The 26,049-nt window shown below is 71.6% G+C and carries 21 protein-coding genes and 5 pseudogenes; 13 read left to right on the top strand and 13 right to left on the bottom strand.

Going from position 1 to position 26,049, the window contains the following annotated elements; genetic code table 11:
* Positions 1-266 precede the first annotated feature (266 nt).
* Positions 267-446: a hypothetical protein gene (locus ACFZCF_RS29795; RefSeq protein WP_391290089.1), complete on the bottom strand. Its 180-nt coding sequence runs from the start codon at positions 444-446 to the stop codon at positions 267-269.
* 816 nt (positions 447-1,262) lie between these two features.
* Positions 1,263-1,721: a hypothetical protein gene (locus ACFZCF_RS29800; RefSeq protein ID WP_391290091.1), complete on the bottom strand. Its 459-nt coding sequence runs from the start codon at positions 1,719-1,721 to the stop codon at positions 1,263-1,265.
* 240 nt (positions 1,722-1,961) lie between these two features.
* Between ACFZCF_RS29800 and ACFZCF_RS29805 the strand changes: the two are divergent.
* The 3 genes and pseudogenes from ACFZCF_RS29805 to ACFZCF_RS29815 all read left to right on the top strand — a co-directional run.
* Positions 1,962-2,042, top strand: a pseudogene (locus tag ACFZCF_RS29805) (IS5/IS1182 family transposase); the annotation flags it as partial.
* Between the two features lie 19 nt (positions 2,043-2,061).
* Positions 2,062-2,154 (top strand): annotated as a pseudogene (locus tag ACFZCF_RS29810) (IS5/IS1182 family transposase); the annotation flags it as partial.
* A gap of 184 nt (positions 2,155-2,338) precedes the next feature.
* A complete protein-coding gene (locus ACFZCF_RS29815) occupies positions 2,339-2,806 on the top strand; it encodes a hypothetical protein (protein WP_391290092.1) in 468 nt (155 codons plus the stop codon).
* Between the two features lie 208 nt (positions 2,807-3,014).
* On the opposite strand, the gene ACFZCF_RS29820 is transcribed toward ACFZCF_RS29815, so the two are convergent.
* Complete coding sequence (locus ACFZCF_RS29820; RefSeq protein ID WP_391290094.1) at positions 3,015-4,223, bottom strand: M20/M25/M40 family metallo-hydrolase; 1,209 nt, start codon at positions 4,221-4,223, stop codon at positions 3,015-3,017.
* Between the two features lie 548 nt (positions 4,224-4,771).
* Between ACFZCF_RS29820 and ACFZCF_RS29825 the strand changes: the two genes are divergently transcribed.
* From ACFZCF_RS29825 to ACFZCF_RS29835, 3 genes are all read left to right on the top strand, one after another.
* Positions 4,772-5,023: a hypothetical protein gene (locus tag ACFZCF_RS29825; RefSeq protein ID WP_391290169.1), complete on the top strand. Its 252-nt coding sequence runs from the start codon at positions 4,772-4,774 to the stop codon at positions 5,021-5,023.
* A gap of 185 nt (positions 5,024-5,208) precedes the next feature.
* Positions 5,209-6,360 carry a tetratricopeptide repeat protein gene (locus ACFZCF_RS29830; RefSeq protein ID WP_391290096.1) on the top strand — a complete coding sequence of 384 codons (1,152 nt, stop codon included), beginning with the start codon at positions 5,209-5,211 and terminating at the stop codon, positions 6,358-6,360.
* Positions 6,361-6,455: 95 nt separating this feature from the next.
* Positions 6,456-7,508 carry a polyprenyl synthetase family protein gene (locus ACFZCF_RS29835; RefSeq protein WP_391290160.1) on the top strand — a complete coding sequence of 351 codons (1,053 nt, stop codon included), beginning with the start codon at positions 6,456-6,458 and terminating at the stop codon, positions 7,506-7,508.
* A 499-nt stretch (positions 7,509-8,007) separates the two neighbouring features.
* Here ACFZCF_RS29835 and ACFZCF_RS29840 read toward each other — a convergent pair whose 3' ends face one another.
* Positions 8,008-8,307 (bottom strand): hypothetical protein, encoded by a 300-nt coding sequence (locus ACFZCF_RS29840; protein WP_391290098.1) that lies wholly within the window; start codon positions 8,305-8,307, stop codon positions 8,008-8,010.
* Between the two features lie 133 nt (positions 8,308-8,440).
* Here ACFZCF_RS29840 and ACFZCF_RS29845 point away from each other — a divergent pair, with 133 nt between their 5' ends.
* From ACFZCF_RS29845 to ACFZCF_RS29855, 3 genes and pseudogenes are all read left to right on the top strand, one after another.
* Positions 8,441-8,782 (top strand): VOC family protein, encoded by a 342-nt coding sequence (locus tag ACFZCF_RS29845; protein ID WP_391290099.1) that lies wholly within the window; start codon positions 8,441-8,443, stop codon positions 8,780-8,782.
* Between the two features lie 132 nt (positions 8,783-8,914).
* A pseudogene (locus tag ACFZCF_RS29850) lies at positions 8,915-9,130 on the top strand (hypothetical protein); the annotation flags it as partial.
* A 362-nt stretch (positions 9,131-9,492) separates the two neighbouring features.
* Positions 9,493-10,143, top strand: coding sequence for a hypothetical protein (locus ACFZCF_RS29855; protein ID WP_391290101.1), 651 nt, complete (start codon positions 9,493-9,495; stop codon positions 10,141-10,143).
* 451 nt (positions 10,144-10,594) lie between these two features.
* Here the strand turns inward: ACFZCF_RS29855 and ACFZCF_RS29860 are convergent, their stop codons facing one another.
* A complete protein-coding gene (locus ACFZCF_RS29860; RefSeq protein ID WP_391290103.1) occupies positions 10,595-10,810 on the bottom strand; it encodes a hypothetical protein in 216 nt (71 codons plus the stop codon).
* 280 nt (positions 10,811-11,090) lie between these two features.
* Between ACFZCF_RS29860 and ACFZCF_RS29865 the strand changes: the two are divergent.
* Positions 11,091-11,516: pseudogene (locus ACFZCF_RS29865) on the top strand (LLM class flavin-dependent oxidoreductase); the annotation flags it as partial.
* A gap of 728 nt (positions 11,517-12,244) precedes the next feature.
* Here ACFZCF_RS29865 and ACFZCF_RS29870 read toward each other — a convergent pair.
* Both ACFZCF_RS29870 and ACFZCF_RS29875 read right to left on the bottom strand, forming a co-directional pair.
* Positions 12,245-13,368: pseudogene (locus ACFZCF_RS29870) on the bottom strand (sensor histidine kinase).
* Positions 13,365-13,991, bottom strand: a complete 627-nt coding sequence (locus ACFZCF_RS29875; RefSeq protein ID WP_391290163.1) for a response regulator — start codon at positions 13,989-13,991, stop codon at positions 13,365-13,367. The pseudogene ACFZCF_RS29870 and the gene ACFZCF_RS29875 overlap by 4 nt, the downstream one beginning before the upstream one ends.
* 933 nt (positions 13,992-14,924) lie before the next feature.
* On the opposite strand from ACFZCF_RS29875, the gene ACFZCF_RS29880 reads away from it, so the two are divergent.
* The gene (locus tag ACFZCF_RS29880) at positions 14,925-16,181 is read left to right on the top strand and encodes a DUF418 domain-containing protein (protein ID WP_391290105.1); all 1,257 of its coding nucleotides are present in this window, start codon (positions 14,925-14,927) and stop codon (positions 16,179-16,181) included.
* A gap of 649 nt (positions 16,182-16,830) precedes the next feature.
* On the opposite strand, the gene ACFZCF_RS29885 is transcribed toward ACFZCF_RS29880, so the two are convergent.
* From ACFZCF_RS29885 to ACFZCF_RS29910, 6 genes are all read right to left on the bottom strand, one after another.
* Entirely contained in the window at positions 16,831-18,618 is a 1,788-nt protein-coding gene (locus tag ACFZCF_RS29885; protein ID WP_391290107.1) for an ABC transporter transmembrane domain-containing protein, read from the bottom strand.
* Between the two features lie 358 nt (positions 18,619-18,976).
* On the bottom strand, positions 18,977-19,462 hold the full coding sequence (locus tag ACFZCF_RS29890; protein ID WP_391290109.1) for a hypothetical protein: 486 nt from the start codon (positions 19,460-19,462) through the stop codon (positions 18,977-18,979).
* 68 nt (positions 19,463-19,530) lie between these two features.
* A complete protein-coding gene (locus tag ACFZCF_RS29895; protein ID WP_391290111.1) occupies positions 19,531-20,373 on the bottom strand; it encodes an alpha/beta fold hydrolase in 843 nt (280 codons plus the stop codon).
* A complete protein-coding gene (locus ACFZCF_RS29900; protein ID WP_391290113.1) occupies positions 20,370-20,963 on the bottom strand; it encodes a WHG domain-containing protein in 594 nt (197 codons plus the stop codon). The genes ACFZCF_RS29895 and ACFZCF_RS29900 overlap by 4 nt, the downstream gene beginning before the upstream one ends.
* Positions 20,964-21,106: 143 nt before the next feature.
* Positions 21,107-23,065, bottom strand: coding sequence for an acyl-CoA dehydrogenase (locus ACFZCF_RS29905; protein WP_391290115.1), 1,959 nt, complete (start codon positions 23,063-23,065; stop codon positions 21,107-21,109).
* Positions 23,066-23,748: 683 nt separating this feature from the next.
* Positions 23,749-24,183, bottom strand: coding sequence for a hypothetical protein (locus ACFZCF_RS29910; RefSeq protein ID WP_391290117.1), 435 nt, complete (start codon positions 24,181-24,183; stop codon positions 23,749-23,751).
* A gap of 83 nt (positions 24,184-24,266) precedes the next feature.
* On the opposite strand from ACFZCF_RS29910, the gene ACFZCF_RS29915 reads away from it, so the two are divergent.
* On the top strand, positions 24,267-24,944 hold the full coding sequence (locus tag ACFZCF_RS29915; protein ID WP_391290165.1) for a helix-turn-helix domain-containing protein: 678 nt from the start codon (positions 24,267-24,269) through the stop codon (positions 24,942-24,944).
* 102 nt (positions 24,945-25,046) lie between these two features.
* Entirely contained in the window at positions 25,047-25,448 is a 402-nt protein-coding gene (locus ACFZCF_RS29920; RefSeq protein WP_391290119.1) for a hypothetical protein, read from the top strand.
* Positions 25,449-26,049 lie beyond the last annotated feature (601 nt).

A 26,049-nucleotide genomic window follows, 5' to 3' on the forward strand; every position in this document is an offset into this window, starting at 1 on the left:
GGCCGAGGTCGGCGGGGATGCCGACCTTGACGTGCGGGTCGAAATCGGAGCTGCAGGGCTCGCGGCCGGCGACGATGACCGGCCCGCGCAGGAGGCGCCCCACCGGGATCCGGCCGCCGAACCTGAGGTCGGCGCCATCCGGGCCGAGAGCGGACCAGGGCAGGCACGCCTCGTCCGCAGTGGCCTCGGCGTAGGTGCGGTGCAGCGTCGCTCCCTCCGGGATGCCGAGCTCGGGGAGCTCTTCCCGGAGGCGGGTGACCAGGCGCTCACCGGTGGGCCTTCCTGCGCGCCTCGTGGGCGAGGCAGGTGCGGCAGGTAAGCGGCGCCGTGACGATGCGGTAGCGGATCCCCCGGCTCGAACTGCCGCCGGTCCGGCGCTGAGGGAAGGGGTCCTCGGCGGGCGCGCCCGGGGTGAGGGTGTGGACCCTGCCGCCGTCGACCGGCATGCACCGCTCCTCCCCCGCCGCCTCCATCTCCTCGGAGGTGACGGTCGGCTCGGCGGTCTTTCGCCCCGGCGGGGGCCGCGTAGGGGAGGCATCTCGCTCGCGGTGTGGGCGCCTTCGGTGCCGTCGAGGAACTCGACCGAGTGCACCCGTACCCGCTGCATGCGCGATTCGCCGACGGTCTGGTAGGCGCCCCAGGAGTGGCACACCTTGCCGATGCGGCCGTCCACGGTCACCGGGGTCCAGAACGGGACCTGGGTCGTCGGCGTCTCGCTGCCCGCATCCGGCCGGACGGGGCCCGGTCTGCCCTGAACCGCGGCACGCACAAGGCCAGCCGCTCCTGTTCTCACCCCGTGGTGAGTACCTCCCGGCTCCCATCAGGTTCGCCTATCAGCAGGCCCATTCACCTGGGAAAACAGGGGGTCGACCTATCAGGTTCCAAAGCCGGCTCACCGTGGTGAGTGCCACTCACCATGGCGTCGGAGGCCCGGCTGTCGCACACCACCGGAAGCAGTACCCGGCGCGCTCGCCGAACGCGCGCTCCAGGCACCGGAGCCCACCCCCACCCCGACACCCCGTTCCCGCACCCCGGAGCCGGCCTCCAGCGGATGCGACACCCGCAGCGGCGGGGATGGCTTTGCTCACCGGAAACAGGCAGCGGTTCGGGAGGTGGTGAGCGGTCGTGGGCCGCCCGGGATGTTCACGGGTTTCCGACAGCACCGAGGCCTGCCGGAGGGACCGCGACCTGACGCGGGGCCGGTGAAGCCCGCAGCCGGTCCTCCCCCGCACCCATGGCGCCGCCGGGAGCGAGCCGGCCTGCTACCCGCAGTTGTCCGGCCGCAGCGAGTGCAGCTTCGCTCGCGTGAGCGTGGTGCGCCTGATCACCTGGGCCCGGATGAGCCGGACCGTGGGCGGGATCGGCAGGGTGACGGGGGTGCGGCTCCACCGAAGCCACAGCGCCAGGTGGCCAAGCTCGGCGGCCTGGACGAGCTTTTCGAGGGACCACTCCTTCGTGCCCCGATCCACCTCGACGCTGATCAGCCGTCCCCTGCCCGAACGGTGCCGCAGTTGCAGGTCGAGACGCCCGGTCCGGTTCTGCCGCATCGCGGTGGGCAGCTCCACCTCCCGCTGGACTTCATAACCCTGGCCGGTCGCCCAGTCGGCCACCGAGTCGGTGAAGAAGGCGGTCACCTCAGAGGTGGACAGGTCACTGAACTGCTGTCGATTGAGCCATGCCCGCAGGGAGCGAGCGGCAGCGTCAAGCCCGGCTTCTGTCATGAACGACAGTCTGCCCTGCGGACTCTTCCCACACTGCACTGACCTGCGATGGTGAGTCCAGTGGTGAGTACGGGAAGCAACGTGATGAGTGCCGACTCCTGCCCTCCGAACGGGGGCCCGGCTGGACTCGCCCCATCGGCGCGGCACCAGGCGCCGTGCACCAGAGAAGGGAATTGGGCGATACCGGATGGGGTTGCGACCTGGGCCGCTAGTCCGGACGACGCGGTCGGGCGGCTGTAGATCGTGGACGGCACGCTCATCCCGATCCGCGACCGTAAGACCGGCGCGTCCTCACGCGACTACCGGTTCTCGGCGAACATGCGGATCATCATCGCCCTGCAAGATCCTCCGCGACTGCCGCCGGCGCCGTAACGGCCTCCACCACGCAGTCCAGGCCGTCGCCCACCTGCACGACCTCGTCATGGCAGCGTAGGCAGTACAGCCTCGAAACCGGTCCTGCCCTGTCCAAACGCGACCTTCTGTAACACGCTTCAGTTGTAAGACGGGCGGTCGTGCCTCACCCTGAAGGCACTTCCGGCGGCCCGGGAACAGCGGAGCGGACATCACGACACGGTGAACACCCTTCCCGCCGCACGCACTTCCGGCAGGCTGGCCCGATGCGTACCAAGACCATCAGCCTCACCGCCACCGCCATACTCACGCTCGCCCTCACCGCATGCGGCGCCGCCGACAACCCTCCAGCCACCCCTTCGGACAAGCAGGGCGCCGAAGCCTCCACGGCGAAGCCCACCGCCCTCTCCCCCACCGCCCTCTCCCCCGACGCCCTGGCGTCCGCCCGCGCCGCCGCCGGCCTCCCGCCCAAGCCCGACGCCGCCACGGCCGCCGCATTCATCGCCGCCCTCGACGCCATCGACAAGGACATCGTCCATGGCAAGGAAGAGAAGGCGCTCAGCCGCGGGGCAGACACCTGCTCCACCTACAAGCGGTACCCGGGCGACGAGGCCAAGCAGGTCGACCAGACCAACAAGCGCTGGTCCAGCCCCACCCACCCGGACGGCCACGGCCTCGCCACCGCGAAGAAGATCCTGGCCGCCTCGCACAAGCACCTCTGCCCCGACTTCTGACCTGAACTCCCCGTATCGACCGGCCCGTCCGCATGGTTCCGTGGACGGGCCTACGCATGCCCGGAGGTGACGCGCGTGGCCAAGCCCCCCCGCCCGTTCGACGAAGACGACGAGCAGCAGCTTCGGGACAGCTGGCGACCCCTGACGAGCCCGGGGGCTGTCCGCAGTGCGGCAGCCCCAGTCAGGGTGTGGTCTTTTTTGGGGTTGCTCACGGGCTTTCGAAGGGCCTGCCCAGGAGCTCGTCCACGGCCTGCTGGTGGATGGCGTAGACGTCCGCGAGCTCGGCCAGCGACGCGCGCTCATCGATGCCGTGCAGGCCCTCGTAGGGGACACCGAAGCCGGCCGTGGCGGGGATGCCCTGGCCGGCAAGGAGGTTGCCGATGTTCGACGGGCCCGCGGTCTTCGCGCGCACGTCGAGCCCCGCCTGCCGGGCCGCGGACAGCAGCGCGGCGGCCGGCTGCTCGTCCGCCTCCAGCCGGAAAGGCGGCCAGGAAGCGACCTTAGACAGCGAAGTGGGCACGGGGCCCGGCAGCTCGGCGTCGACCTCGGTGGCAGCCCTGCGGACCAGGGTCTCGGCGGCGTGCGCATCGAAATGGGGGGTATTGCGGGTGTCGACGTTGATGTCGACGCGATCGGGAGTGACGGAGAACCCCCGGCCGCCGTGAAAGGCAGTGACGGTCAGCTTCGGCCCGAGCGGGAACCCGGAGGCGCCGTCCGCGCCGGGCAGGTCGGCGGCGTCGAGCAGGCCGACCAGGCGCGCCGCGCGGGTGATGGCGCTGGTGACCGTGCGACTGGACCCGGAGTGTCCGGACGGGGCGTGCACCGTGAGGGTGGCGCGCCACAGGCCGCGCCCGCCGACGACGACCTCGTCCATGCCGGGGTAGCCGATGATCACCCCGGCCGGGCGGACGGCATGAGGGTCGGCGAGATAGGCGCGGGCGCCACCGAAGCCGCCCGTGTGCTCGTCGACGTCCAGGAGCACGGCGAGGCCACCGGCGAAGTCCCGCGGGCCGGCCGCGAGACCGGCGGCGAGGTGGCAGTACATCGCCGCGGCGAGTTTGGAGTCGGCCGCACCCCGGCCCAGCAGCCAACCGTCCCGGACCTCGCCGGAGGCCGGAGGGAAGGACCAGCGGGCGAGGTCGCCGTACGGCGCCGTGTCGACGCACGCGTCCAGCGTCCACCACGGACCCGGCCGGCCGCCGGCCACCTCGGCCAGCAGCCCGACCAGGGCCCCCTCACCGTCATGCAGCCGCCGGTGCGGCACCGCACGGGCGGACAGCCACTCCTCCAAGAAACCCAGGACCGGGCCGTAGTCGTCGATCCCGCCGCGGCTCGGCCGGCGCACGAGATCCTGCGCGAGCTCCACCACCGATCGGATCGTCTCGTCCCGCCCGGCCTTTCGAGGGCCATCGATCATGCCCTTCCCACCCCGACTTCCCTATCCGCGCCGTGCGGGCGGTTCCCGCACGACTCGTGGCGCGCCCAGCAACCGAGCCGGCAGCGGGCCCTCTGGGAGCACCACAAGGAGTGTGAAGTGTGACGGGAGCTGGACGACGGCGGGAACTGCAGCAGCTGGGGCGCCGAGCGGTACGGACCTCTCCCCGAGCACACGAGACCTCGGGCCTGCCCAAGGGCCTCGGGGGCTCGGCCCGTTCTGCCGCTGCGACGCGGTAGCGCAGCAGCGGGCGACCTTGGCATCGATGGTGTCGGCGCACACGAACGCCACCGGGACCAGGCCCTCGCGGCCGGTCGGTGGTGGACTCCGGCGCCACAGCCGCTGCTCGTGGTCGCGACCTGCTCGGTCGGTTCCGGTCGGGAGCGGACGAGGTCCACAGGGCGCTTGTCCGCGTCTTTCGGCAGCATTCGGCCCCGCTCCCCGTACCGGCGCGGTTTGACGACCAGGTCGTGCGCGCCCTCGGGGCGGCTGTCGATCTCCAGGAAGCAGTACCGGCAGCGCGGCCGCAGGTGCCCGGCCGCCGCCTCGCCAAGCAGACCGCGGCCCCCTCCCTCGGCCACAAGGCCGTCGGCTACGGCATGCCGGGCCTCGCATGGTGGCAGCACCGGCACCACGGCACACGTGCCGAGGTCCGCTGCGTCGGCGAACGAACCGTGGCCACGTCGAACGGCCGGCGCCTCGTGCGGAGGTTCCGCTGCGGCACCACGCGCGTCACCGCGATCGTGCGGGCGTTCCTCGTCCTTCATCACGCCTCGGCGTGAGGGGGAAAGGCTCACTGCTGGGCGTACATCCCGCTGACGAGTCGTCGGCAACCGCGTAGCACTTGAGGACGATCCCGCGTCCATAGGGAGGCGGACTTCCCCACCCAGAGGGAACCTCGGACGGTGATCGCCGTCTTGGTTCTCGTGTCGAGTTGATCGTCGAGTCGACACACGAGGAGGGTGTGATGGCAGGTCAGGTGCGGAGGACGAGGCCGGCGAAGGCGTCGGCGCCGGAGTACCAGGGGGCTCTCGAATCGTTGTCGGTGAACGCCTCACTGCCCGAGGTGCTGGCCCGGGGCATGGAGGAGCTGCGGACGGCCGAGCGAGCGGGGGACCGGCGGGAGGAGGCGCGCTGCGGGCTGGCCGTGGCGGAGGCCTGCCGCAGGCTCGGGCGCGTCGAGGAGGCCGACCGGGCGTGGAAGGCGAGCTACCGAGCGGCGCGTGCGGCTGGTCACGAAGGGGCCATGGCGTGGGCCCTGTGGAGCGGCGGCACGCTGGCTCGGCAGCGGGGTGAGTTCAGGCTGGCGTACCGGTTGCTGCGTTTGGCCGCCGAGACGGGCGAGCGGGGCGGGGACGTCGTCGTGCGCGGCTACTCACTGGCGGGGCTCGCCGAGACCGGGCGCATCCAGGGCGATTACGCGGCGGTGCGGAGGCTGCACGAGCAGCTGCTCGCCGAGGCCCGTCGCCGAGGCGAGGCCCGTCACACGGTGTGGGCGTTGGAGGGCATCGCGCAGATGCACCGCAACACCGGCGAATACGACGAGGCCCTGGCCCTGTTCGAGGAGGCGGCCGACACGGCATTCCGGGCCGAGGACCGGCGCGGGTGGGCATGGGCGCTGCGTGGCATCGCGGACGTGGTGTCCGTACGCGACGCCGACGTGGAACGCGCCCTGTCGCTGCTGTCCCAGGCGGAGGAGGCCTGCCGGGAGATGCGGCTTTCCAGCGCGCTCGCCTACAACCACAAGATGCGCGGCAACGTGCTGTACCGGGCGGGCCGCTACGAGCAGGCCCGTGAGATGTACGCGCTGGCCCTTGGGGAGTTCCGGGACATGGACGAACCGCGTGGGACGGCGCTGTCGCGACTGGGGCTGGTCAAGGCCTCCGCCCGTCTGGGGCGCGACGCCGCGCACACGGCTGTGGACCTGGCCGAACTGCGCTCGACGCTGGACCGTATCGGGCTGCGGCACGCCCGGGACATGGTGGACAAGGCAGCGGCCGAACTGGGGGTCGCGCCGCTGCCGGACCCCGGCGGCCACGGGCGGGGCGCCGCGCGTCCCATGCTGCCGCCGGTCGGGGCCGAGGCGCTTCAGGCCGCCGATGTGGAGGGCCTACGGTGAGCGCCCTCCCCACACCGTCCTCACGGGGCGCCGCAGCCGTGGCCACGGTGCGTTCGTCTCGTGATCACGACATTGATCGCGAGACGGATGACGAGGTGCGTCACGACGTCGATCATGACGCGGCGTCGGCCCGTGTCCTGGAGCGTTGTCGTCAACTCGTCCGACCCGCGCTGGTAGAGGCGGTGGGCAGCCTCCATCCGTGGACCGGTGAGATGGCGGCGTACGCGCTGGGCTGGTCCGACATGGCCGGTACGCCGGATCCCGGCGGATCCGAGGGCAAGGGGGTGCGCCAGGCGTTCGCCGTGCTCGGGGCCGAGGCGGTCGGGGCCGATGGCGCGGAGGCCGTTCCCGGTGCCGTGGCCGTCGAACTCGTGCACACCTTCTCGCTCCTCCACGACGACATCATGGACGGGGACGCCCTGCGTCGGCAGCGACCTGCAGTATGGAAGGCATACGGGACCGGTCCGGCCGTTCTCGCCGGGGACGCGCTTCTCGCCCGGGCCGTGACCACCCTGGCAGAAGCCCCGGGCCGGCACGCGGCGTCCGCGGTCCGCTGCCTCGGCCGGACCCTGAACATACTGGTGTCCGGCCAGGCGCAGGACCTGCGTTTTGAACACCATTCGTGGTGCGGGCCCGGCGCGGTCGGACTGGACCAGTACCGGTCCATGGCCGAACACAAGACCGGCGCCCTGCTGGGCTGCGCCCTTGCGCTCGGCGCGGTCCTCGGCGGTGCCCCCGACCGGACCATGAACGCGCTCGAACGGGCGGGCCGCCATCTCGGCCTCGCCTTCCAGGCGGTGGACGACATGCTCGGCATATGGGGCGACCCCGCGGTGACCGGCAAACCCGTCTACGCCGACCTGCGCAGGGGCAAGAAGACCTACCCGGTGCTCGCCGCACTGGCCGGTGGAGGCAGGGCCGCGCACGAGCTGGCGGCGATGCTCGACCCTCCCCGGCTGCTCGACCACGAGGCCGCCGCGCAGGTAGCGGCACTCGTGGAGGAGCTGGGCGGGCGGACCGCGACCCGCGACGAAGCGCGCCGGCACCTGGACACCGCCCGCCGCGCGCTGCGCGACGCGTCCCTCACACCCAGCGCCGTACAGCACTTGGACATGCTGTTCACGCACGTACTCGACCGGACCAGGTGATCGCCGTTTCGCCGTTCCGACTCTCGCCCCGTCAGTGACGGCTCGACGACGAGGCCCGCCGCGGAGCGCGGAGGGACAGAGGACCGGGCGTGGGCGCCACGGTCCCCGCAGCACGCGCCGGGGGGGCGTGCCCGGGCGGCGGTGGCGGCCCACGGCGGGGCGGGGTTCGAGCCACGGACCGATCCGCACCTGACGCAGCGTCGGCGGCTGGTACACCCGGCTGCCGCGCCGACCGCCGCGACATCGTCCGTACCCCGGTGAACGCGACTCCACCGCCTGACACTCCGAGGCTCCCCCGCCGCCGGCGGCAGGTGCCCCTCTCGACCAGCGCATAGGCCGGGATCGCCGGGGGGTGATCGGTGCGGCGGTCCGTCCCTGGCCTCACCTGGAGTGAAGCGCCTCGCTCAGAGGTCCGTAACCCCCGGGTAGTGGTGGCGAAGTGCGCTGAGTACGCGCTCGTCGACAGCCCTGATGTCCCACGAGGAACTGTCGCACTCGGTCAGGACCACCACCAGGTCGTCACCTGCGAATCACATGCCTCGGCGTCGATCAACTGGAGGAAGGGGGTCGTCAGCGACAGAAGTGTCAACGTGTCCATGCCGGAGTCGGCGGACCCCCTCTCGATCTCGACGCAGCGAGGATCGCCGATCTCGTCGAGTTCAACGCGCCAGGTCAGGTCGAGGCCGAAGCTGCCGAGGCGAACCAGCAGCTCGGCCAGCGTCACGTAGTGCTTCCCCTGCCAGGCCGGGAACGTGATCCCCTTCAGCCTGGCCTCTGCTTCGGCTGTGCAGCGCGACATTCGACCCCCTTAGCTCAGCGAAGACTAGTGCCGAGACCGGCAAGGTTTGTCTCGTCACATTTGATTGCTTGCCCTTGCTGAAGCTGCTGTCGGGGGTTTGCCGCGGTGATTCGTTCGCTGCGAGGATGGAGCCATGGCGATCACCTCTGTGGTTCTCCGGCGGCGTGTGGACGACCTCGACTCGGCTGTGCTCTTCTACGAGCGGTTGACCGGAGAGCCCGGAACGCGGTTTCAGTTCGCCGGCTTGGAGCTGGCTAGTGTCGGGCCGTTTCTCCTGTTCAGCGGCCCGAGCGAGATCGCAGGACGATTCGCTGGAGTGGCGGCCACCTTGTCCGTCCCGGACCTGGACGCTGCGGTGGCGGACTGCGCGGCCGCGGGAGCCGAGGTCATAGCCCCGCCTGCGGAGACCCCGAACGGACGACGGGCCGTCCTGCGGCATCCGGACGGCGGAGTCTTTGAATACGTCGGACGATGACCTGGACCACTGCGAGCCGGCGCGGATGAGTAGGTGGACGGCACGGGCGCGCCACGTCACAACAGCACGAACCGTGCCGACGGCGCCGCCCCGGTGCCGGCGTAGGCGGTGCGTTGCCACCAGGCGGTGCGGGTGGCAGAACGGTTACGCGTCCGCGAGATCGACGACGACGAGGGGCAGCGCCTGCTGCGGATCATCCGCCGGGGCAGCGGGTCGGTGGTGACCTGGCGGCGGGCCCAGATGGTGCTGCTGTCCGCGCAGGGCAAGCCCGCGGCGGCGGACTCCAGGGCCCGCTCGGCCCGCAAGATCGCGGAGGTGACGTTCACCAGCGCGGACCGACTCCGTAACGCGGCGGTCGCGGCCGCCGCGGTGCCGGCGAGGAGCGCGGCGGCCGCGGCCGCCGTGAAGACCATGGTGCGTATGGCCTGCCAGCCCCCGGCCGTCGGCGGTTGTTACGGGTCGCTTGGTGATTCCCCGCTCCGGGCGGCACACCGGACGTCTGTACGCCGTCGTGGATGTCGCAGCAGCCCGGGTCAGCGGCCGTACGCGGAGCGGCAGAGGTCGACCGGCCGCCGAGCAGTGGCCCGATCCGTGGTTCGAGCCCTGGGGCACCGCCGCGACGTCGGCTGTGGGTTACGGCCGGCGGGAGCCGTGCCCCATCGGCCGGAGATGGTCGAGGCACTCTTGCGGACCGGTCCTACGCTGGAGGCATGGCCACCGATCCCTTGCTGAGACAAGGTCCCGACTCGACGGATCTGGTCCTGCGCGTCGGCCCGGCCGGGCCGACGTGGAACGTGCTGACTTCGGCGGGGCCGGCGCTGTTCACTCCGCTCGCTCTGGCCGCGCCAACCCTGCTCGCCGCCTTCTGGATGGTGTTGGCCGGGGCGCGGGCGTCGACCGTGTTCGTGGTGGTGGGGGTGATCGCCGGGCTGGAATACCTGATCGGCTGGCTGGTGCTGGCCCTTTCCCGGGCCCGGGACATCCTGCGGGTGGAGTTCGCGCCAGCCGGGGTGCCCGAGTCCCTGCGGTTGGTCCGGGCCGCCGGGCCGGACGACTGGCTGCCCATCAAGAACCTGCGCGCGGTGCGGCTGACGCACAAGGTGGTGGAGCCGTACCAGGGGGACTACAGGCCGGCCGTCTCCACGCTCGTGCTGGAACTCGTCCTGCGGGGCGTCCGGGAGCGGCTCACGCTCCCGTTCGACGGCAACCCGCAGCGGCTCGCCGACGCGCTGAAGGCCCTGCTCGGCCCGGCTGGGGTCGTGGTGGAGCTGCGTGCCGAGCGCAGCACACGCGATCGGCCGCAGCCCAACTCCAGGTGGAACTCTGGAGGTTCAGCCTCAGCCGGCTCGGGTGGCGGCTGACTCCGAGCTGCCCGTGACGCTCCCCAATTGGGCGTATTGAGCCTCCGGGTCGGCTCGGTCGGTGCCAGCACGAACTCCGCCAGCACCCTTAGAGCAACTCACGGGATCGCACACTCGCGGGTCTGGGCCGACGAGCGGCCCGTACTCGCGCGCAGGAGCTGTTCGGCTGGTCTGCCGGCTTCGCGCAGGCGGACGGGCGGGCCCCGCTAACCGTCCACCTGCTCTCCGGGCCTCGGCCGTAGGAGCGGGGCGGGCGCGGAGGACGGCGACGCAGCCGGTGGCGAGACCGGCGGGACGGCGCCCCGCGGAGAGTAACTGAGGCAGACCCGGAGACGGCCGACCCCCTGCACGAGGGTCCGGGGGATTTCAGCGCGGGGACGGTCAGCAGGCGGCGCTGAAGACCAGAGCGACTTCGGCAACGTAGATGAGACGCACGAGACCTGGCGCCAGGTCAGTGTGCACGGAGCCCGGCCACGCAACCGGCGATGAAGTCGCTCGCTTCCGCGTCCTGGAGGCCTTCGAGCTGGGCGGGGAAACGGCAAAGGTCCTCTGCCTTGGACCGGCTGACGTCCGGCCAGGCGCCTTCCTCGTACAGCGCGACGCCCGTTTCCTGGCCGTCCCGGTACGCGGGTGACTCCTCCGGCGGAGTGCCGGCGGAGCAGGCCACAGTACCCACCGCAACCGCGGCAACGACCCCGGCACGCGCCAGGAAACCAGCGCTTCCTCTGTCCGTCTTCGCCCATCCCACCATTTGCCCCACCTCACGGTTCCGAGTTTTAGCAGGTCAACCTACACGCCCCTCGCAGTCTCCAAGATCCCCGACCTCGTCATCCACGATCAGCTCTGCCTCTCCTCGCGGCGTCCGACGCCGACAGTCGCAACCTGCTGTGAAGCCGCATGGCTGGAATGTGATTGCCCCTTCGCGGCCGGCTGCACATCCTGCTGGGATGCGCTTCTCCATCAACGTCCCCAACCTCGGTGACTTCGCCGATCCCCGTAACGTCGCAACCGTGGCAGCCGCCGCCGAACAGGCCAGCTGGGACGGGCTCTTCGTCTGGGACCATGTACTGCACCGCTAACACCAAGGGCGTCCCTTCGAAGGCCCCTGGATGCTGCTGACAGCGGCCGCGCTGGCGACCTCCCGGATCCGACTGGGGACCCTGCTGACACCAATCCCCCGTTACCGTCCGCAGCAACTCGTCCGACAAGTGGCCACCTTGGACCACCTCAGCGGTGGCACGGTGATCTTCGCTGCTGGTCTGGGCGGGCCGATCGAGGACGAGTACCGCAGTTTCGGCGACACCGCCGAGCCACGCCTCCTGGCTGAGCGGCTGGACGAGGGCCTGGAGCTGTTGAGGCGTTTCTGGTCCGGTCGATGTCGCCGCCGGGCACGTCGACGACCTGCCCGGGGCCCACCCCGAGGTCGACTGGGCGCAGCTGCGCATGGTCGGCAGGGGCCGGCGCTCACGCCTCCCCTCGCCGGACTCCGGAAGCAGCCGGCCTGAGCTCCGCGGCCGGCCCCTGACGGACAAGGCCCCTTCCCCACGGCTGTCGCGTGGGGAAGGGGGCGTAGTCCTGGCGGCGCATCAGGAACTACGCCGTGCGGGAGGGGTTCTTGCCGTGGCGGTGGGGTGGCGTACGGGACTGCCGTCCTTGCTGGTTGGCGTCGGTCCCTCTCCGCCCCTCCGAGGGGCCGGCCCCGCCGTGAAGCCGGTCGGCTCCCAGGGGGGGTGAACTCTCTCTTGTTGGGGGTATTCGTCTGCGGGTGGCGGAGCGGATTCGGCCTATGGGCAGGCCGGTGAGGGTGGCGATGCGGTCGGGGCTGTGGCCGAGGGTGGTGAGCAGGGTGGGTTCTGCGCGCAGGGCTCCGGTGGGGCAGCAGGGTTCGTCGGCCGCGCGGACGTGGTCGGTGAACAGTTGCCAGGCGGTGTGTCTCGGGTTCGGCGAGCCGAGTACGGCTCTTCGTCTGGCGGACAGGGTGGTGAAGGTCTGGCCCGGCTGCGGGGCGGACCCGTTCCGCAGGCTCTCGCATCATGGGCCGCGCCTCGGCCGAAGTGCCCGGTCTTGAGGCCCGTTGCCAGAACTCGCGCCGGGTGATGTTTCAGTCGGACCGCGCGGGGGCGCGTAGTTCGATGGTGTAGCCGCCTTGCGGGGTGGGTTCGGCGGTGAGGGTGCCGTCGAGGAGGTCGGCGCGTTCTCTCAGGCCGATGAGGCCGTGGCGGGCGCTGGGGAGGGCGACGGTCGGGCGGGTGGGGGCGGTGTTGGTGACGGTGACGCCGAAGTGGTGCGCGTCGTGCCACAGGTGGACGTCGGCGCGGGCTCCGGGTGCGTGTTTGCGCACGTTGGTGAGGGCTTCCTGGACCGTGCGGTAGACGGTGCGCTGGGCGGTGGTGCTGATGCCGGGGGGAAGCTCGCCGGTCAGGGTGGTCTCGATGCCGCTGTTGGCGACGAGCTGCTGGAGGTCGGCGAGGGTGGGCTGGGGGTGAGCTCGGTGGCCTTGCCGCCTGAGGCACGGAGCAGGGTGACCATGTGGCGGAGTTCGTCGAGGGTGCCGGCGCTGAGGGTGCGGATGGTGCGGGCCGCCTCGCGGACGTCGGGGTCCTTGGCCGCCATCTGCAGGGCGCCGGCCTGGACGGCGATGAGGCTGACCTGGTGGGAGACGACATCGTGCATCTCTCGGGCCAGCTGGGCGCGTTCGCGGGCGAGGACGGTCTGGGCGTAGAGGGCGCGTTCGTGTTCCCGGGCCTCCTCGACCTCGACGAGCTGGCGGGCCACGTCGCGCCGGGCCTGCACGAGCTGGCCGCACAGGACGGGGGCGAAGGCCGTGGCCAGCGTGTAGACGAACTGGACGAGGGTCCAGGTCCGGTCCTCGCCGGTGAACCCGTCGGACAGCGGCCAGGCGAGCGTGCCCGCCGCCGCGTTCAGCAGGGCGCAGCCGGCGAGCAGCCGGCGGTTACGGGTGGACGCGGCGAGGGTGTACAGGGCGGCGATCGGGGCGACCGCCACATCCATGAACAGGGTCATGGGCAGGGTCAGCAGGAAGGCGGACAGCGGAAAGCGCCTGCGCAGGAACAGGCCGACGGAGCCCACGGCGGCGCAGGCCCACATCAACGGGGTGCCCTCGCCCGCGAGGTTGATCGCAGCGTCGAGCGCGGCCAGCGCCACGAGCCCCGTGTCGACGGTCCAGGGCGGCAGCCGTCGCCACGGTGACCCGCCCGTGCTCATCGTCCGCTGTCCCGTTCCGTGTCGGCGTCGTCGTGGGTGAGTAGTCCGGCGCGTTCGGCGAGGAGTGCTGCCTGGACGCGGCTGGTGACCCGCAGCTTGGTCAGGATCGAGCTGACGTGGTCCTTGACGGTGCCCGCGCTCAGATGGATGCGGGTGCCGATGTCGGCGTTGGAGAGCCCTTCGGCGACCAGGACGAGGACGTCCCGCTCTCGGTCGCTGAGCAGGCTGACGCGCGCGACGTCCGCGTCCTGGCGCGCTCCGGCCCCCGGGTGGCTGCGCAGGAGCGCGCGTGATGCCTTGGGCGACATGACGACGCCGCCCGCCGCCAGGGTGCGGACCAGCTGGGCGAGCTGTTCGGGCTCGGTGTCCTTGAGGAGGAAGCCGGCGGCTCCCGAACGCAGTGCGGTCAGGATGTACTCGTCGGTGTCGAAGGTGGTCAGCATGGCCACGTGCGGTGGTTCGGGCAGTTCCTGGAGCTGCCGCAGGACGGTCAGGCCGTCCACGTCCGGCATGCGGATGTCGAGGAGGACGACGTCCGGCCGCTCGCGTCGGATCACGTCGGCCGCCTGGCCGCCCTCGGCGGTCGCCACGACCTCGATGCCGTCCGACGCGTTCAGAATCATCTGGAAACCGGACCGCACGAGGGCTTCGTCGTCCACCACCACTACCCGGATCACCGGCGTTCCGCCTCACACTCTCGTCTGCGCTGTCCCGCTACTCGGCGACCCGTACGCCTGGGGCTTCGCGTGCTCGTACGGGTTCGCCTGACGTCGACCGTACGCCGGGCAGGTACGCGCCGGCATGACCACCCACCGGCTGTGGACACCTGGCGGGTCGGCTCCAGCCGTTCGGTGGGTGCGCTCCGGCCGGTCGGTGGGGCGGCGGGTGAGGCTCGGCGGATGGCACCCGCCGCGCTCGTATCGTGGGATGAGTCCGTGGGCTTGCGCCGAGTCCGATGGCCGCAGCCATGTCCGTTCCGTCTCGAGGACCGTCCCGCCCTGCCGGGCTCCTATTTGCGTCGGTCCGTCCGTTGCCTGTGCCGCCTGGCCGGGCGGCTCGCTCGGGTGGATCCTCGCGGGGACGAGGTGAGACGAGGTGATGTGAGGGTGGACCGTGAGCGGGGGCCGCACGTCAGGCGGCGGGCGATCGCCGTCCGAAAAGGGCGGCCAGGCCCGGTGTCGTGACGAGGCCCTCCACGCGGCCTTCTGCCGGCGCGATCCGCGGCAGTTCACCGCTCGTCGGCCCAGGACGGGGTCTCCGGGCTGGCCGGCATCGCCCAGGCCTCGGCGTCAGCCTCTGGCCCCCAGGACACCAGTACGGCCGCCCGCCCTCGGATGGATCTCCCCTTCGCGTGCCTGCGGGCGTGCGGGGCTGACCGCCATCGGCGAGCCCGCCTCCGGGGCCACCTTCCAGGACCTCCTGCCCGCCATCGACCGCCGCCCTCTGACCCGTCCGCCCGACCCGCCGGTCGGAGGGGTGGTCCCGGTCGGCCGGCGGGGGTGCCACCGAAGCCTGCCGGATGGTCCGCGTCCGTGCCGCGTCGGGAGATTCCTCGTATGACACAGATACAGCCCCCACAGGCGGCGTCGGCTCCACGGGAGAACGCCTCTCCCGTGCCCGCGGTCTCGTCCGACTCCGCCGGGAAACCCTCGGGCGGGCCCTCGACGGGGCGCCTGGTCGGGGTGGACCTGGCCCGCGCGCTGGCGGTGTTCGGCATGTACATCGTCCACATCGGACCGCCCCTTTCGTCCACGCACGGCGTCGGCACCTGGGTCCGGTACCTGGCCGACGGGCACTCGTCGGTCCTGTTCGCCACCCTCGCCGGGTTCTCGCTGACGCTGATCGCCGGCCGCCGTGAGCCGAAAACCGGCCTGGCGGGCCGTCAAGCGAAGGTCCGCATCGCGATCCGGGCCGTGATCCTGCTGGCGTTGGGAACGGTGCTGGCGATGGAGTACGGGGGCGTGATCATCCTCGGCTTCTACGGCGTCTACTTCCTCCTCGCCCTGCCCCTGCTGCGGCTGTCCGCCAAGGCACTGGCGATCACCGCCGCCGGGCTCGCGCTCGTCACACCGCAACTGGCGTTCATCCTCGACTCGCGGCTCGGCGAGTCCGCGCGGCAGACCATCAACACCTACGACCCGCTCAAGAAGATCAGCGAGGTCGGCGTGCTCGACCTGCTGCTCACCGGCTTCTATCCGACGATCACCTGGATGTCGTTCGTCGTCGCCGGCATGGCGCTGGCCCGCCTCGACCTGTCGGCCGTTTCCGTCCAGCGGCGCCTGGCCGCGTCCGGCGCCGCCCTGACCGTGGGTGCGTACGGCCTGTCGCTGTTTCTGGCGGGCCCGAACGCGCTGCGCAGCATGGCGGAGGACGGGAAGTCTTCCGACGCGTTCGAGAAGGCGTCGTCCTTCGGCAGCGGGTCCGTCGAGGCTCCCCGGCAGGCGGCCTCGGAACTGCTGTCCGCCGGCCCGCACAGCGGCACCACCTTCGACATCATCGGCAGTGTCGGCGTCGCCATCCTCGTGATCGTGGGGGCGACGGTGCTCATGGACCGCCTGCCGCGCCTGCGCCGTCTGGCGAAGCCCGTCATCGCCGTGGGCACCATGTCCCTCACGGCGTACGTCGGGCATTTCCTCGCCCAGTCCGTCCTTGGCGGATCGGCCGGTGAGAGCAGCCAGTCGTCCTGGATCCCCGTGCTCGCGTTCCTCCTCGGCGCGACTGTGTTCGCCACGGTCTGGTCCCGCTTCTTCCGCCGCGGCCCGCTGGAGGCGCTGCTCAACGCCGCCACCAAGCCGGCGAAGTACGTCCGATGACGCCGCGCCGAGCCGGGGCGGGGCGGTCTTTGATGGTCCCGGCCCGGCTCCCGGCGGTCCTCGCGGCCCGCTCACATCGACCGTGCGGTCCGACACCCCTACACCTGGGCACCCGGCCGAGCGGCTGAAACACACCCGAGCGACTCGGACGGGCACCTCGATGCCGCCGTGCACGGGCGGTGGATCCTAGGCTCGGACACGGAGGCGCTCCGGCCGGGTTCACGAAGACCTGTGGAGCCCGCTCCTCGGGCGGCAGGGCCCGGCCCCTCCTGCTTCGTACGTGTCATCGCCCCGGAACCGGAAACCACATGTCCTTCGTGCTGATCGTGATCACCGGTCCTGTCCGCCTTCCTCGGCTCGGACTTCACCCGACGTGAACGGCGCATGATCGGAGCTCTCGGCCCACGCGGCACCGCCTCGATCGTGTTCGGCTGTGTGAAGGGGAATCTTCTGGCCCTTGGCCATGAGGGTGGACATGGGGGCTCCAGGTGAGGTGGCGGGTCAGAGCATGCAGCAGCTGAACCGCCGGGTGACGTGCGGCGCCGTCCTCAGCCTCACCGGCCGTCCGATGGGCAGTGTCCGGCGCCGCTCCGCCATCCAGCAGCGCTGCCTCCGCCGTGTGGCGGGGGCAGCGCTCGGGTCGCTCAGCTCACCCGGCGGGTCGCTCGGCCGGAAGTAGGAGTTGGGTGGCCGCCAGTTGCGCGTACAGCTCGTCCTCGGCCACCAGCTCCTCGTGAGTGCCGATCGCGCGGACCGTGCCGGCGTCCATGACGACGATGCGGTCCGCGTCCGTCACCGTCGACAGGCGGTGCGCGACGACCAGGACGGTGGTGTCGCGTGCCGTCTCGGCGATGACGTCCCGCAGCGCCAGCTCGTTGACGGCGTCGAGCTGCGAGGTCGCCTCGTCCAGGAGCAGCAGCCTGGGCCCGCGCAGCAGGGCGCGGGCGATCGCGACGCGCTGGCGCTCGCCGCCGGACAGCTTCGAGCCGCGGTGCCCGACCAGGGTGTCCAGGCCGTGCGGGAGACGCTCGACGAGGGAGTCGAGCCTGGTCCGGGCGAGGACGGCGCGGATGTCGTCGTCCGTCGTGCCAGGTGCGCTGAAGACCAGGTTCTCCCGGAGCGTGCCGGCAAGGACCGGAGCGTCCTGCTCGACGTACCCGATGACGGACCGCAGCTCGGACAGCGGCCACTGGCGGATGTCCGTGCCGTCGATCAGGATCCTGCCGCCGGTCGTCTCGTAGAACCGCTCGATGAGCGAGAAGACCGTCGACTTGCCCGCGCCCGAGGGCCCGACGAACGCGGTCATCCCGGCGCCCGGCACCTCGAAGTCCACCCGGCGGTGGATGTCGGGCAGCCCGGGTCCGTAGCGGAAGCGCACGTCCTCGAAGCGGACCGACGCCGGACGCACCTCGGTCCGCACCGGCTTGTACTGGGCCGGTGGCTCCGCCGTCAGGCGGTCCACTTCCTTGATCCGGGAGATCGCGGCGGCGCCCTCCTGGTATGCGGAGGCGGCCTCGACCAGCTTGTACACCGGCTCCATCAGGTAGAACAGGTACAGCAGGAAGGCAATGAGCGTGGAGACGGGGATGTTCCCGGACGCCACCCGCGCCCCGCCGACGGCGAGCACCGCGAGGAACGCCAGCTCGACGGCGAGGTTGTCCGCCGTCCCGAGCAGGGCCTCCCACTTCGCGCCGCGCACGCCGTGGCGCCACGCCCGCCGGGCCGACGCCTCGACGCGGGCGGTCTCCCGCTCCTCGGCGCCGGACGCCTTCACGGTGCGGAACGCGCCGAAGACCCGCTCCAGGCCGGTGGACATCTCCCCGACAGCGGCCTGGGCACGCTCGGCGGCCTGCCCGATCCTCGGCATCACCAGGGCGGCGCCCGCCCCGACGACCGCGACCACACCGAGCGTGACACCCAGCAGCAAGGCATCCAGGAAGGCCATCACCACGACCGCCGCGATCAGCGTGAGGGCCCCGGTCGCGGCGTTGACCACCGCCTGGGTGCTGACGGCCCGCAGCAGCGTGGTGTCGGAGGTGACGCGCGACATCAGATCGCCCGGCTGCATCCGGTCCACGGCCGAGAGCCGCAGCCGCAGCATCCGACCGATCAGACTGCGGCGAGCGGCCAGCACGACCGACTCGGCCGTCCGCTCCAGGACGTAGGCGCCGAACGCCTCGGCCACCGTGCTCAGCAGCACCAGCGCGGTCAGCGCCAGCAGGACGGTGGCGAGCGTGCCGCCGGACGAGAGCCGGTCGACGAGCGCCTTCGTGGCCAGCGGCTGCAGCAACCCGCCGGCGGCGCCCACCAGCGCCAGCAGCAGACCCAGCACGACGGTCCACCGGTGCGGGCGGACATATCCGTACAGCGCCTTGAGCGTCTCGCGGACGCGCAGGGACGGGGCACCCGTCGCCTCCGGGGCGGATGCGGTGTTCACAAGATTCCTTTCCTCCGCGGTCCGCCCCGCACAGGATCAACGGCGGGGCGGCATCGACCCGCCGAGCACGACGGGCCATGCCCCCAACCTGGGGCCCGGACGAGCCACCGGCCATCCGGCGATCGACGGGCGCACCCCCGCCAAGTGACTGGAAAGGCCGATCCGCAGTGTGGCCCGAGGAACCCAACGGTGACGAGGCGCCCGTCCGGGCCGGCAACTCAGCGGTCCGAGCATGCGGCCGCGCGGCTGGCGTCCACCCTGGATCGGGAGGTGTAGGGCTGCCAGGTCCTTCTGCCCTGACGACATGTCGCCGTGCTCCGCGGCGGAACCTTCTACGAACCCCAGCCGTCGGCCGCACTCACCTGACCTGCGGGTCTGCGAGGAGGACTACTCGATCGGCCTTGACGTCGAAGCCGAGAACCGGATGGCCACCATCACCCTCCGGGTCCATCAGCACGGGCTTGCCCAGCCGCCGGCCGATCTCCCGGAGGAAGTCGCAGAACACATCCAGTCGCTCCTGGCCCTGCACCTCCCGCAGGTCGACGTCGAAGTCGACTTCATCGGCAGCATGGAAGCGGAAGATCGCCAAAACCTCCGCAGTCGGCCAGACCCGAAGGCCCGGGCACTCGGCATCCGCCGCACGGGACAGCACGGCCTCCGCCCGGGGGATTGGAAGTACCGTCTCTCCCTCGGAGTACTGGCACTTCCAGCCCTTCCCCGCGACAAGATCGAGCACCGTCTGCCAGTCCGCCACGGAGGCATCCGGGACACGCACGTCCGGCAGCGCCCCCATCACGTCCGGATCGAAGAAGCACTTCACGTCATCCCACAGCAGGTCGGCCACGCCGCCATGCTGCCCGGCTGACCGCCTGCGGTGGAGCGGACGGTGGAGCGGACCGGGGTGAGCGGGATTCAGATGGGGGCGCGGAAGGCCTTCCGAAGGAGTTCGCTGAACTCTGCGGGGTGCGTGGTCAGGCCGGTGTGCCCGCCGGGGAAGTGCCGGAGTTCCGTGCCGAGACGCTCGGCCAGGAATGCGGCCGAGCGATAGGGCAGCTCGCCCTGTGAGTCCTGGCCGCCGACCAGCACGAGCCGGTCCGACAGCTCCTGCAGTCGGTGGACATCGGGGGCGTAGGCCATGAAGCGGGGCACGATGCTCCCGAGGAAGTACGGCAGGTTGGCCATCGTCCGTTCGGCTCGCGCCGCCGCCCCTGGCGGAAGTGTGATCTCGACCTTCGGTTCGACGGTGTCGCCGTCCTTCTTCAGGCCCGCGGCGAATTCGGTCATCGCCGGCATCAGCCCCTGGGTGTGGAACACCTCCTGTACTCGTGCGATGAGCGCGCGGTGTTCGGCCGCGTCCGGCAGGACCTCCACCACCGGCGGCTCGTGCGCCACGACGCGTTCGAGGCGTTCGGGATGGGCGGCGAGCAGATGCAGGGCAGCGATCGCGCCCGAACTGGCGCCGAACACCCTGGCGGGCTTGCCGGGCGACAGCAGGTCCAGCATCCGAAGCGCGTCGTCGGCGTGCTCGGCCACGCGCTGGTCGGCCTCGGGGGCGTCCAGCGGGCTGCGGGACATGCCACGCGGGTCGTAGGTCGCGACGGTGTGCTCGGCGGCCAGGTCGTCGGCTATGCCGTCGAAGGACGCCGCGTCGCCCGCCCCTCCGGGAATCAGCAGCAGGAGCGGGCCCTGGCCTCGCACTTCGTAGTGCAGGGTCGCTTCGGTCACGCGCAGGCTGCCAGTGGTCGGGGCGGTCATGCGGGGTCTCCTTCTCGGGAAGAGGGCCAGTGCTCCAGAAGGGCGTGCAGGGCCTCGAGGGCGCGCAACCAGGACTGTTCGGGCGAACGCTCGCGCGCGAAGCCGCCCGCGGCCTCGAGGGCGACGAACCCGTGGAAGGTGCTGCGCAGCAGCCGGACCGCGTCGGTCAGGTCTGGTTCGGCCAGTCCGTAGCCGCGCAGCATGCCGTAGGTCAGTTCGACCGCGCGCCGTGGTCCGGGCGCTTTCGCGGCAAGCTCAGGGTCGATCCGGATCGGGGCCTGCGTTGCCGTGTAGCGGCCCGGATGCTGGTGGGCGTACTCCCGCCAGGCGTTCGCGAACGCGACCAGCGCGTCCTTGCCCGCCCGCCCGGCGGTCGCCTCCGCGATGCGGATGGTCTTCTCGTCCGCCGCCAACAGCGCGATCCGTCCGCGCAGATCCTCCAGGTTGCGGACGTGCGCGTAGAGGCTCGCGTCCTTCACGCCCAGCCGCCGCGCCACCTGCGCCATGGTCACCTGGTCGAGCCCGACCTCGTCAGCCAGCTCGGCGCCTGCGATCGTCACCCGCTCCGTCGTCACCCCGGCCCGCGCCATGCGCCCTCCTCAGCATTTCCTAGTGCCCCTAGATATTAGCTAGGGATCCTAGGAAAGCAAGCCAAGGGCACGTTCCCGCAGGCACCGGTAGCGCGGAGGGCCCGGCTCCCCTGCCTCGCTCCAGGACGGCAGGCCGGACCTCGTCAGCCCAGCAGGTCGGGCGCGCGCAGCAGCTGCGGCGGCACTCGCCAGGCGTCGACCAGATCGACGGCCAGGGGGCGGACCTTGCGGCACAGGTCGTTCACCTCGCGACTGATGGCCTTGGACCGCTGGACGGTGAGGCGTCCGTGCTCCATGAACCAGGCCCGGTCCGCCTCGATCGTCGACAGGGCGTGGAGGTCGCACAGCAGCTTCAGGGCAACCTTGTTCCCGCTCTCGGGCAGGGCCTCCACCGCGTGGACGAACGATTCGAGCACCAGCCGTTCCACGTGCGCGTGGGCGAGCGCGATCACATGGTCCTGCACCGAGGAGAACACCGCTCCGGGATCGCGCCCCCCGTCGACGCCGGCCTTCAGGCGGCGGGCCAGGCCGCCGAGCATGTGTTCCTCGCGGAAGCGGAGCATGGCCAGCTGGTACCGCGAGTCGAGCAGCCCGGCCTCCCGGTCCCACTCGTCGCCCCCGGGCAGCAGGTCGCGGACCCGTTCCAGGAGCTTGTGGGCGGAGGTCCTCTCGATGACGGTGTCGACCGCGAGGCCGGTGACGTAACGGACCATCCCCAGCTGGTCCAGGTCCTCGAACTCGCCGGCGTGGTCGGTGAGCAGCCCCTTCGCCACCAGTTGGAGAAGGACGTGGTTGTCGCCCTCGAATGTGGTGAAGACGTCGCTGTCCGCCTTGAGGGCGGCGAAGCGGTTCACCGCCAGGTATCCGGCGCCGCCGCACGCCTCACGGCACTCCTGCACGGTGCGCGTGGCGTGCCAGGTAGCGAGCGCCTTCATGCCCGCGGCCCGCGACTCCAGGCGCCGGCGCGCCTGCGGGGAGTCGTCGTCGCCGGAGAAGACGGCGTGGAGCTGCCCGCGCACGGCGTCCTGGGCGAAGTGCAGGGCGTAGGTGCGGGCGAGCAGCGGCAGCAACCGCCGCTGGTGCAGCCCGTAGTCCAGCAGCAGCTGCTCCCCGGTGCCCGGGGACGCCTCGAACTGGCGCCTGCGCACGGCGTACTTGACGGCGAGGGTGAGCGCGACCTTCGCCACGCTCACCCCGGCGCCGCCGACGCAGACACGGCCCTGGACGAGCGTGCCCAGCATGGTGAAGAAACGGCGGTCGGGATTGTCGATGGGACTGACGTACGCGCCCTCGGGCGTGACGTCCGCGAAGCGGTTGAGGAGCGCCTCGCGCGGGACACGGACGCCGTGGAAGCGGATGCGGCCGTTGTCGACGCCGTTGAGGCCCATCTTGAGTCCGTCGTCCTCGATCTCGACGCCCTCCAGGACCTCGCCATCGGACCGCAGCGGCACGACCAACGCGTGCACGCCCCGGGCCTCGCCGCCCACCTCCAACTGGGCGAAGACGACCGCGAGCTCCGCGTGGCGGGCGGCGTTGCCGATGTAGTCCTTGCGGGCCGCCTCGCCCTCGGTGGTGATCACGAACTCCCCGGCGGCGGCGTCGTAACGGGCGACCGTGCCGAGCGCCTGCACGTTGGAGCCGTGTCCGGACTCGGTCATCGCGAAGCAGCCCAGCAGCCGGCCGGCCACCAGGTCCGCGAGGTAGGCGTCATGGTGGCGGGCGGTGCCCAACTGCAGGATCGCCCCGCCGAACAGGCCGAACTGCACCCCGACCTTGACCAGTACCGACAGATCGCCGAAGGCGAGGGTCTCGAAGGCCGCGACGGAGGCGCCGATGTCGTCCCCGCCGCCGTACGCAGCCGGAAAGCCCATCCCGGTCTGCCCGGTCCCGGCCATCGCGACCGCGACGTCCCGCACCCGCTCGCGGAACGCCTCCCGGTCGAGCCGCTCCGCGTCGTCCAGGACGGAGGAATGGGCCACCAGATTGGTCCGGACGAGGTCGCGGACCCGGGCGTGTTCCCCGTCCAGGAGGCGCGTCAGGGCCTCGGCGTCGATCTCGGGTCGTACGGAGCCGCTCGCGGCGGAGGATTCGTCGGATGCCATGGGCGTCCGTTACCCCGCCGTGCCGGTGTCATACCCGAGGTGACCAGGGGAAGGAGCCGGGGAGCGGGCGCGGCGGAGCACCGGTTGGTTGCCCCAGGGCCTCGGGTGCGGAGTCGGGCAGGGACGGGCGGGTACGGCCCAGGGGTCGCCGGGGGCGGGAGGACGGCGCGCTGGGCGGGGTCGAGGTCGGCGCGGCGCCGGCGGGCGTCGGCGTAGCAGATGCCGAGCTTGTGCGCGGGCTCCTGCCCATTGCAGAGAAGGCGCTTGATGTGGGCGCGCAGGGGGGCCGCGCTGGCGCCCTCGTGGGCGGTGAACTGGGCGAGCGTCTCGACGCCTCTCGACGCCCCGCGGGAAGACCGCAGACAGCTTTCCCTTCGCCGTTCCTGGGGCGGGCGACGGGGCGGGTTCGGGAGTGGTCGGGCCCAGAGTGGCCAGGCCGAGGAGGTGCGGTCAGGCCGAGGGCGGTCATCGGAGCCTGCTCCGAGACGTACGCCTCGGCGAGTGGGACGACGTGGTCCACATCGAGGCGGGCGGCGTCGGTGACCACGACGTTGTCGTCCTTGCCGAGCCGGGACCCGACCGTCAGTACAAAGCCAGCCGAGACGTGGGACGCCGCGGCCGCAAGGGCGGGTGGTGCCGTCGGGCTCCACCCGCCGGAGGGGTTCAGTGCGCTCGGCGTTCCTTCACGGCCGCTGCTGCTTCGCGGGGTAGCGCTGGGCGAGTCGGGCGAGGGCTACGGCTCCGAGGAGGAGCCCGAAGTCCCGCAGAGCGACGTCGTAGTGGCCGGGGATGGTCAGCAGGTTGACGATGATGCCGGCCAGCCATCCGGCCACCAGCCAACCTCCGAAGCGCGGCGCCAGCGCCACGGCGACACCGGCCACGATCTCGATCGCGCCCACCGCGTACATGGCGGCCTGGGCGCTGCCGGGAACGATGTCGTCGATCCACGGCGCGAGGTAGGTGGGCCAGTCCACGAGGAGGTTGGTGAACTTGTCCAGCCCGAAGAGGATCGGCGCCGCGGTGAAGCCGATGCGCAGGATCAGGAACGCCTGGTAGCCGGGGTCGCTGAGCATCGTCCGCTGCGGGGCAGGGGTGGTGCTTGTGTTCACGGAGGTCATGGCCCTCTCCTTCTATCGGCAAGTCTCACTTCCTATAGAAGATCTGTCTCACTCTTTAGTCAATGACTGTGGGTTTTACACTGGTGTTCGTGGACACCTCGAAGGAAGTACGCGACCCCGACGTCTCCGCCATCGCCGCTCTCGACGAGCCGACCCGCAGGAGGCTGTACGACCACGTGGTGCGCCAGTCGAGCCCGGTCAGCCGGGACGAGGCGGCCGCCGCCTTCGGCCTGGCCCGGAAGACCGCGGCGTTCCACCTCGACCGGCTGGCCGAGGAATCGCTGCTGGACGTCGTCTACGAGCGTCGCAGCGGGCGCTCCGGGCCGGGCGCGGGAAGGCCGGCCAAGCTCTACCGCCGTTCGACGAAGCAGGTCGCCGTCAGCCTGCCGGACCGCCGCTACGAGCTGGCCGGAAGGCTCCTCGCCCAGGCCGTGGAGGAATCCGACGTCAGCGGCGAGCCGGTGCGGCAGGTGCTGCATCGCAAGGCCGAGGAACTCGGAGCTCAGCTGGGCGAGCAGAACCGGACCGACGTCTTCGACCTGCTGGAACGCTACGGCTTCGAACCACGACACGAGGACAACTCCATCGTTCTGGCCAACTGCCCCTTCCACGTGCTGGCCCGCGAGCACACCCAGACGGTGTGCGGCATGAACCTCCACCTGCTGCGCGGCGTCCTCAGCGGCCTCGACGAGACAGAGCTGGAGGCACGCCTGGCCCCCGGCCCCGGACGTTGCTGCGTCCGACTGCAGCCGGCCACCTGATCGGACCGGAGCGGGAGAAGCACCGGGCCTTGAGCACGTGCATGCCCCGCGTCGGGCGGCCGTTCCGACGATGAACGACCGCCCGACGAGTTCCCCAAGGCCGTGAACCCCCCTCGCGCAGAGGGCGTGGAGCTGGCCGTGCTCGTGGTCGTGGTGGGCAAGGGCCGCACCCCGACCCAGATCCCGGCCGGCGGGAGGACGATCGCGCCGGCGGAGAACGTCGGCATCCCCGAGGGCCGCAGCATCGGCGCCCAGGCGGTCGGCGGCGAGCTGCTGTTCCCTCTCGGCAACGCCGCGGTCCTGCCCGACACCGACGCCGTCGCCCGCCGCATCCTCCGTGAACCGCCGCTCGCCCTTCAACCTCGCCTGAGCCGGCACACCGTCACCCACCTCACCCGCGCGGACGGCCGCCGATCGTCTGAGCCGCCTGCCGCGGCGGCTTCGAGGGCGTCGGCAGTGCGGCTCGCAAGCAGGGCGAACTGCTCGTCCGGCACAGGGGCGTAGAGGCCGGCCCGGGTGACGAAGGCGGTCCACTTCTCGGTCCGAGCGCGGGCCGCGCCGTTGGACCGCTTCAGGCCGCCGGGCCGGGGCATCCGAGGATCGTTCCAGGCCTGGGACCTTGTGCGGGTCTGCCGGCAGCACGCATTGCTTCGGGTGTCGGCGTCGGGCTCGCTCAGGCGGGCAGTGGCGCCGTGCGGTCGGTCGAACGGGTCGCGCGCAGACGGGCGCGGAAGGAGACCAGGAGGAGGACGGTGAGCACGGCGATCGGCAGAGGTTCGACGGAGCCCAGGGCAGGGAGCGCCGTCCCGGCTGCGTTGAGGAGGACGAACGCGGCTGCCGCGGCTGCCGTGGCACGGTGGGTCCGAGTGCCATGGCGGTGCTACGGGCCACCGGCCTTCGCCGGTGTGTTCTCCCCATGAGGCGCGCCGCCGGTTTCCGCACAGCCCGGCGACATGGTCGGGAGATGCGGCCCGGGCTGAACGGCGTCTGCGCACCGGCTATTCCACACCTGGTGTGCCTGCGGTACCGCACGCCCGGAAAGTGAATTCGCGGTCCCAGCCCTCTACACAGCCCGGCGCTCAAGCCCTAGCCTCGGCATCCTCCC

The organism is Streptomyces sp. NPDC007945 (assembly GCF_042958885.1).
In the GTDB taxonomy this organism is placed as follows: Bacteria; Actinomycetota; Actinomycetes; order Streptomycetales; family Streptomycetaceae; genus Streptomyces.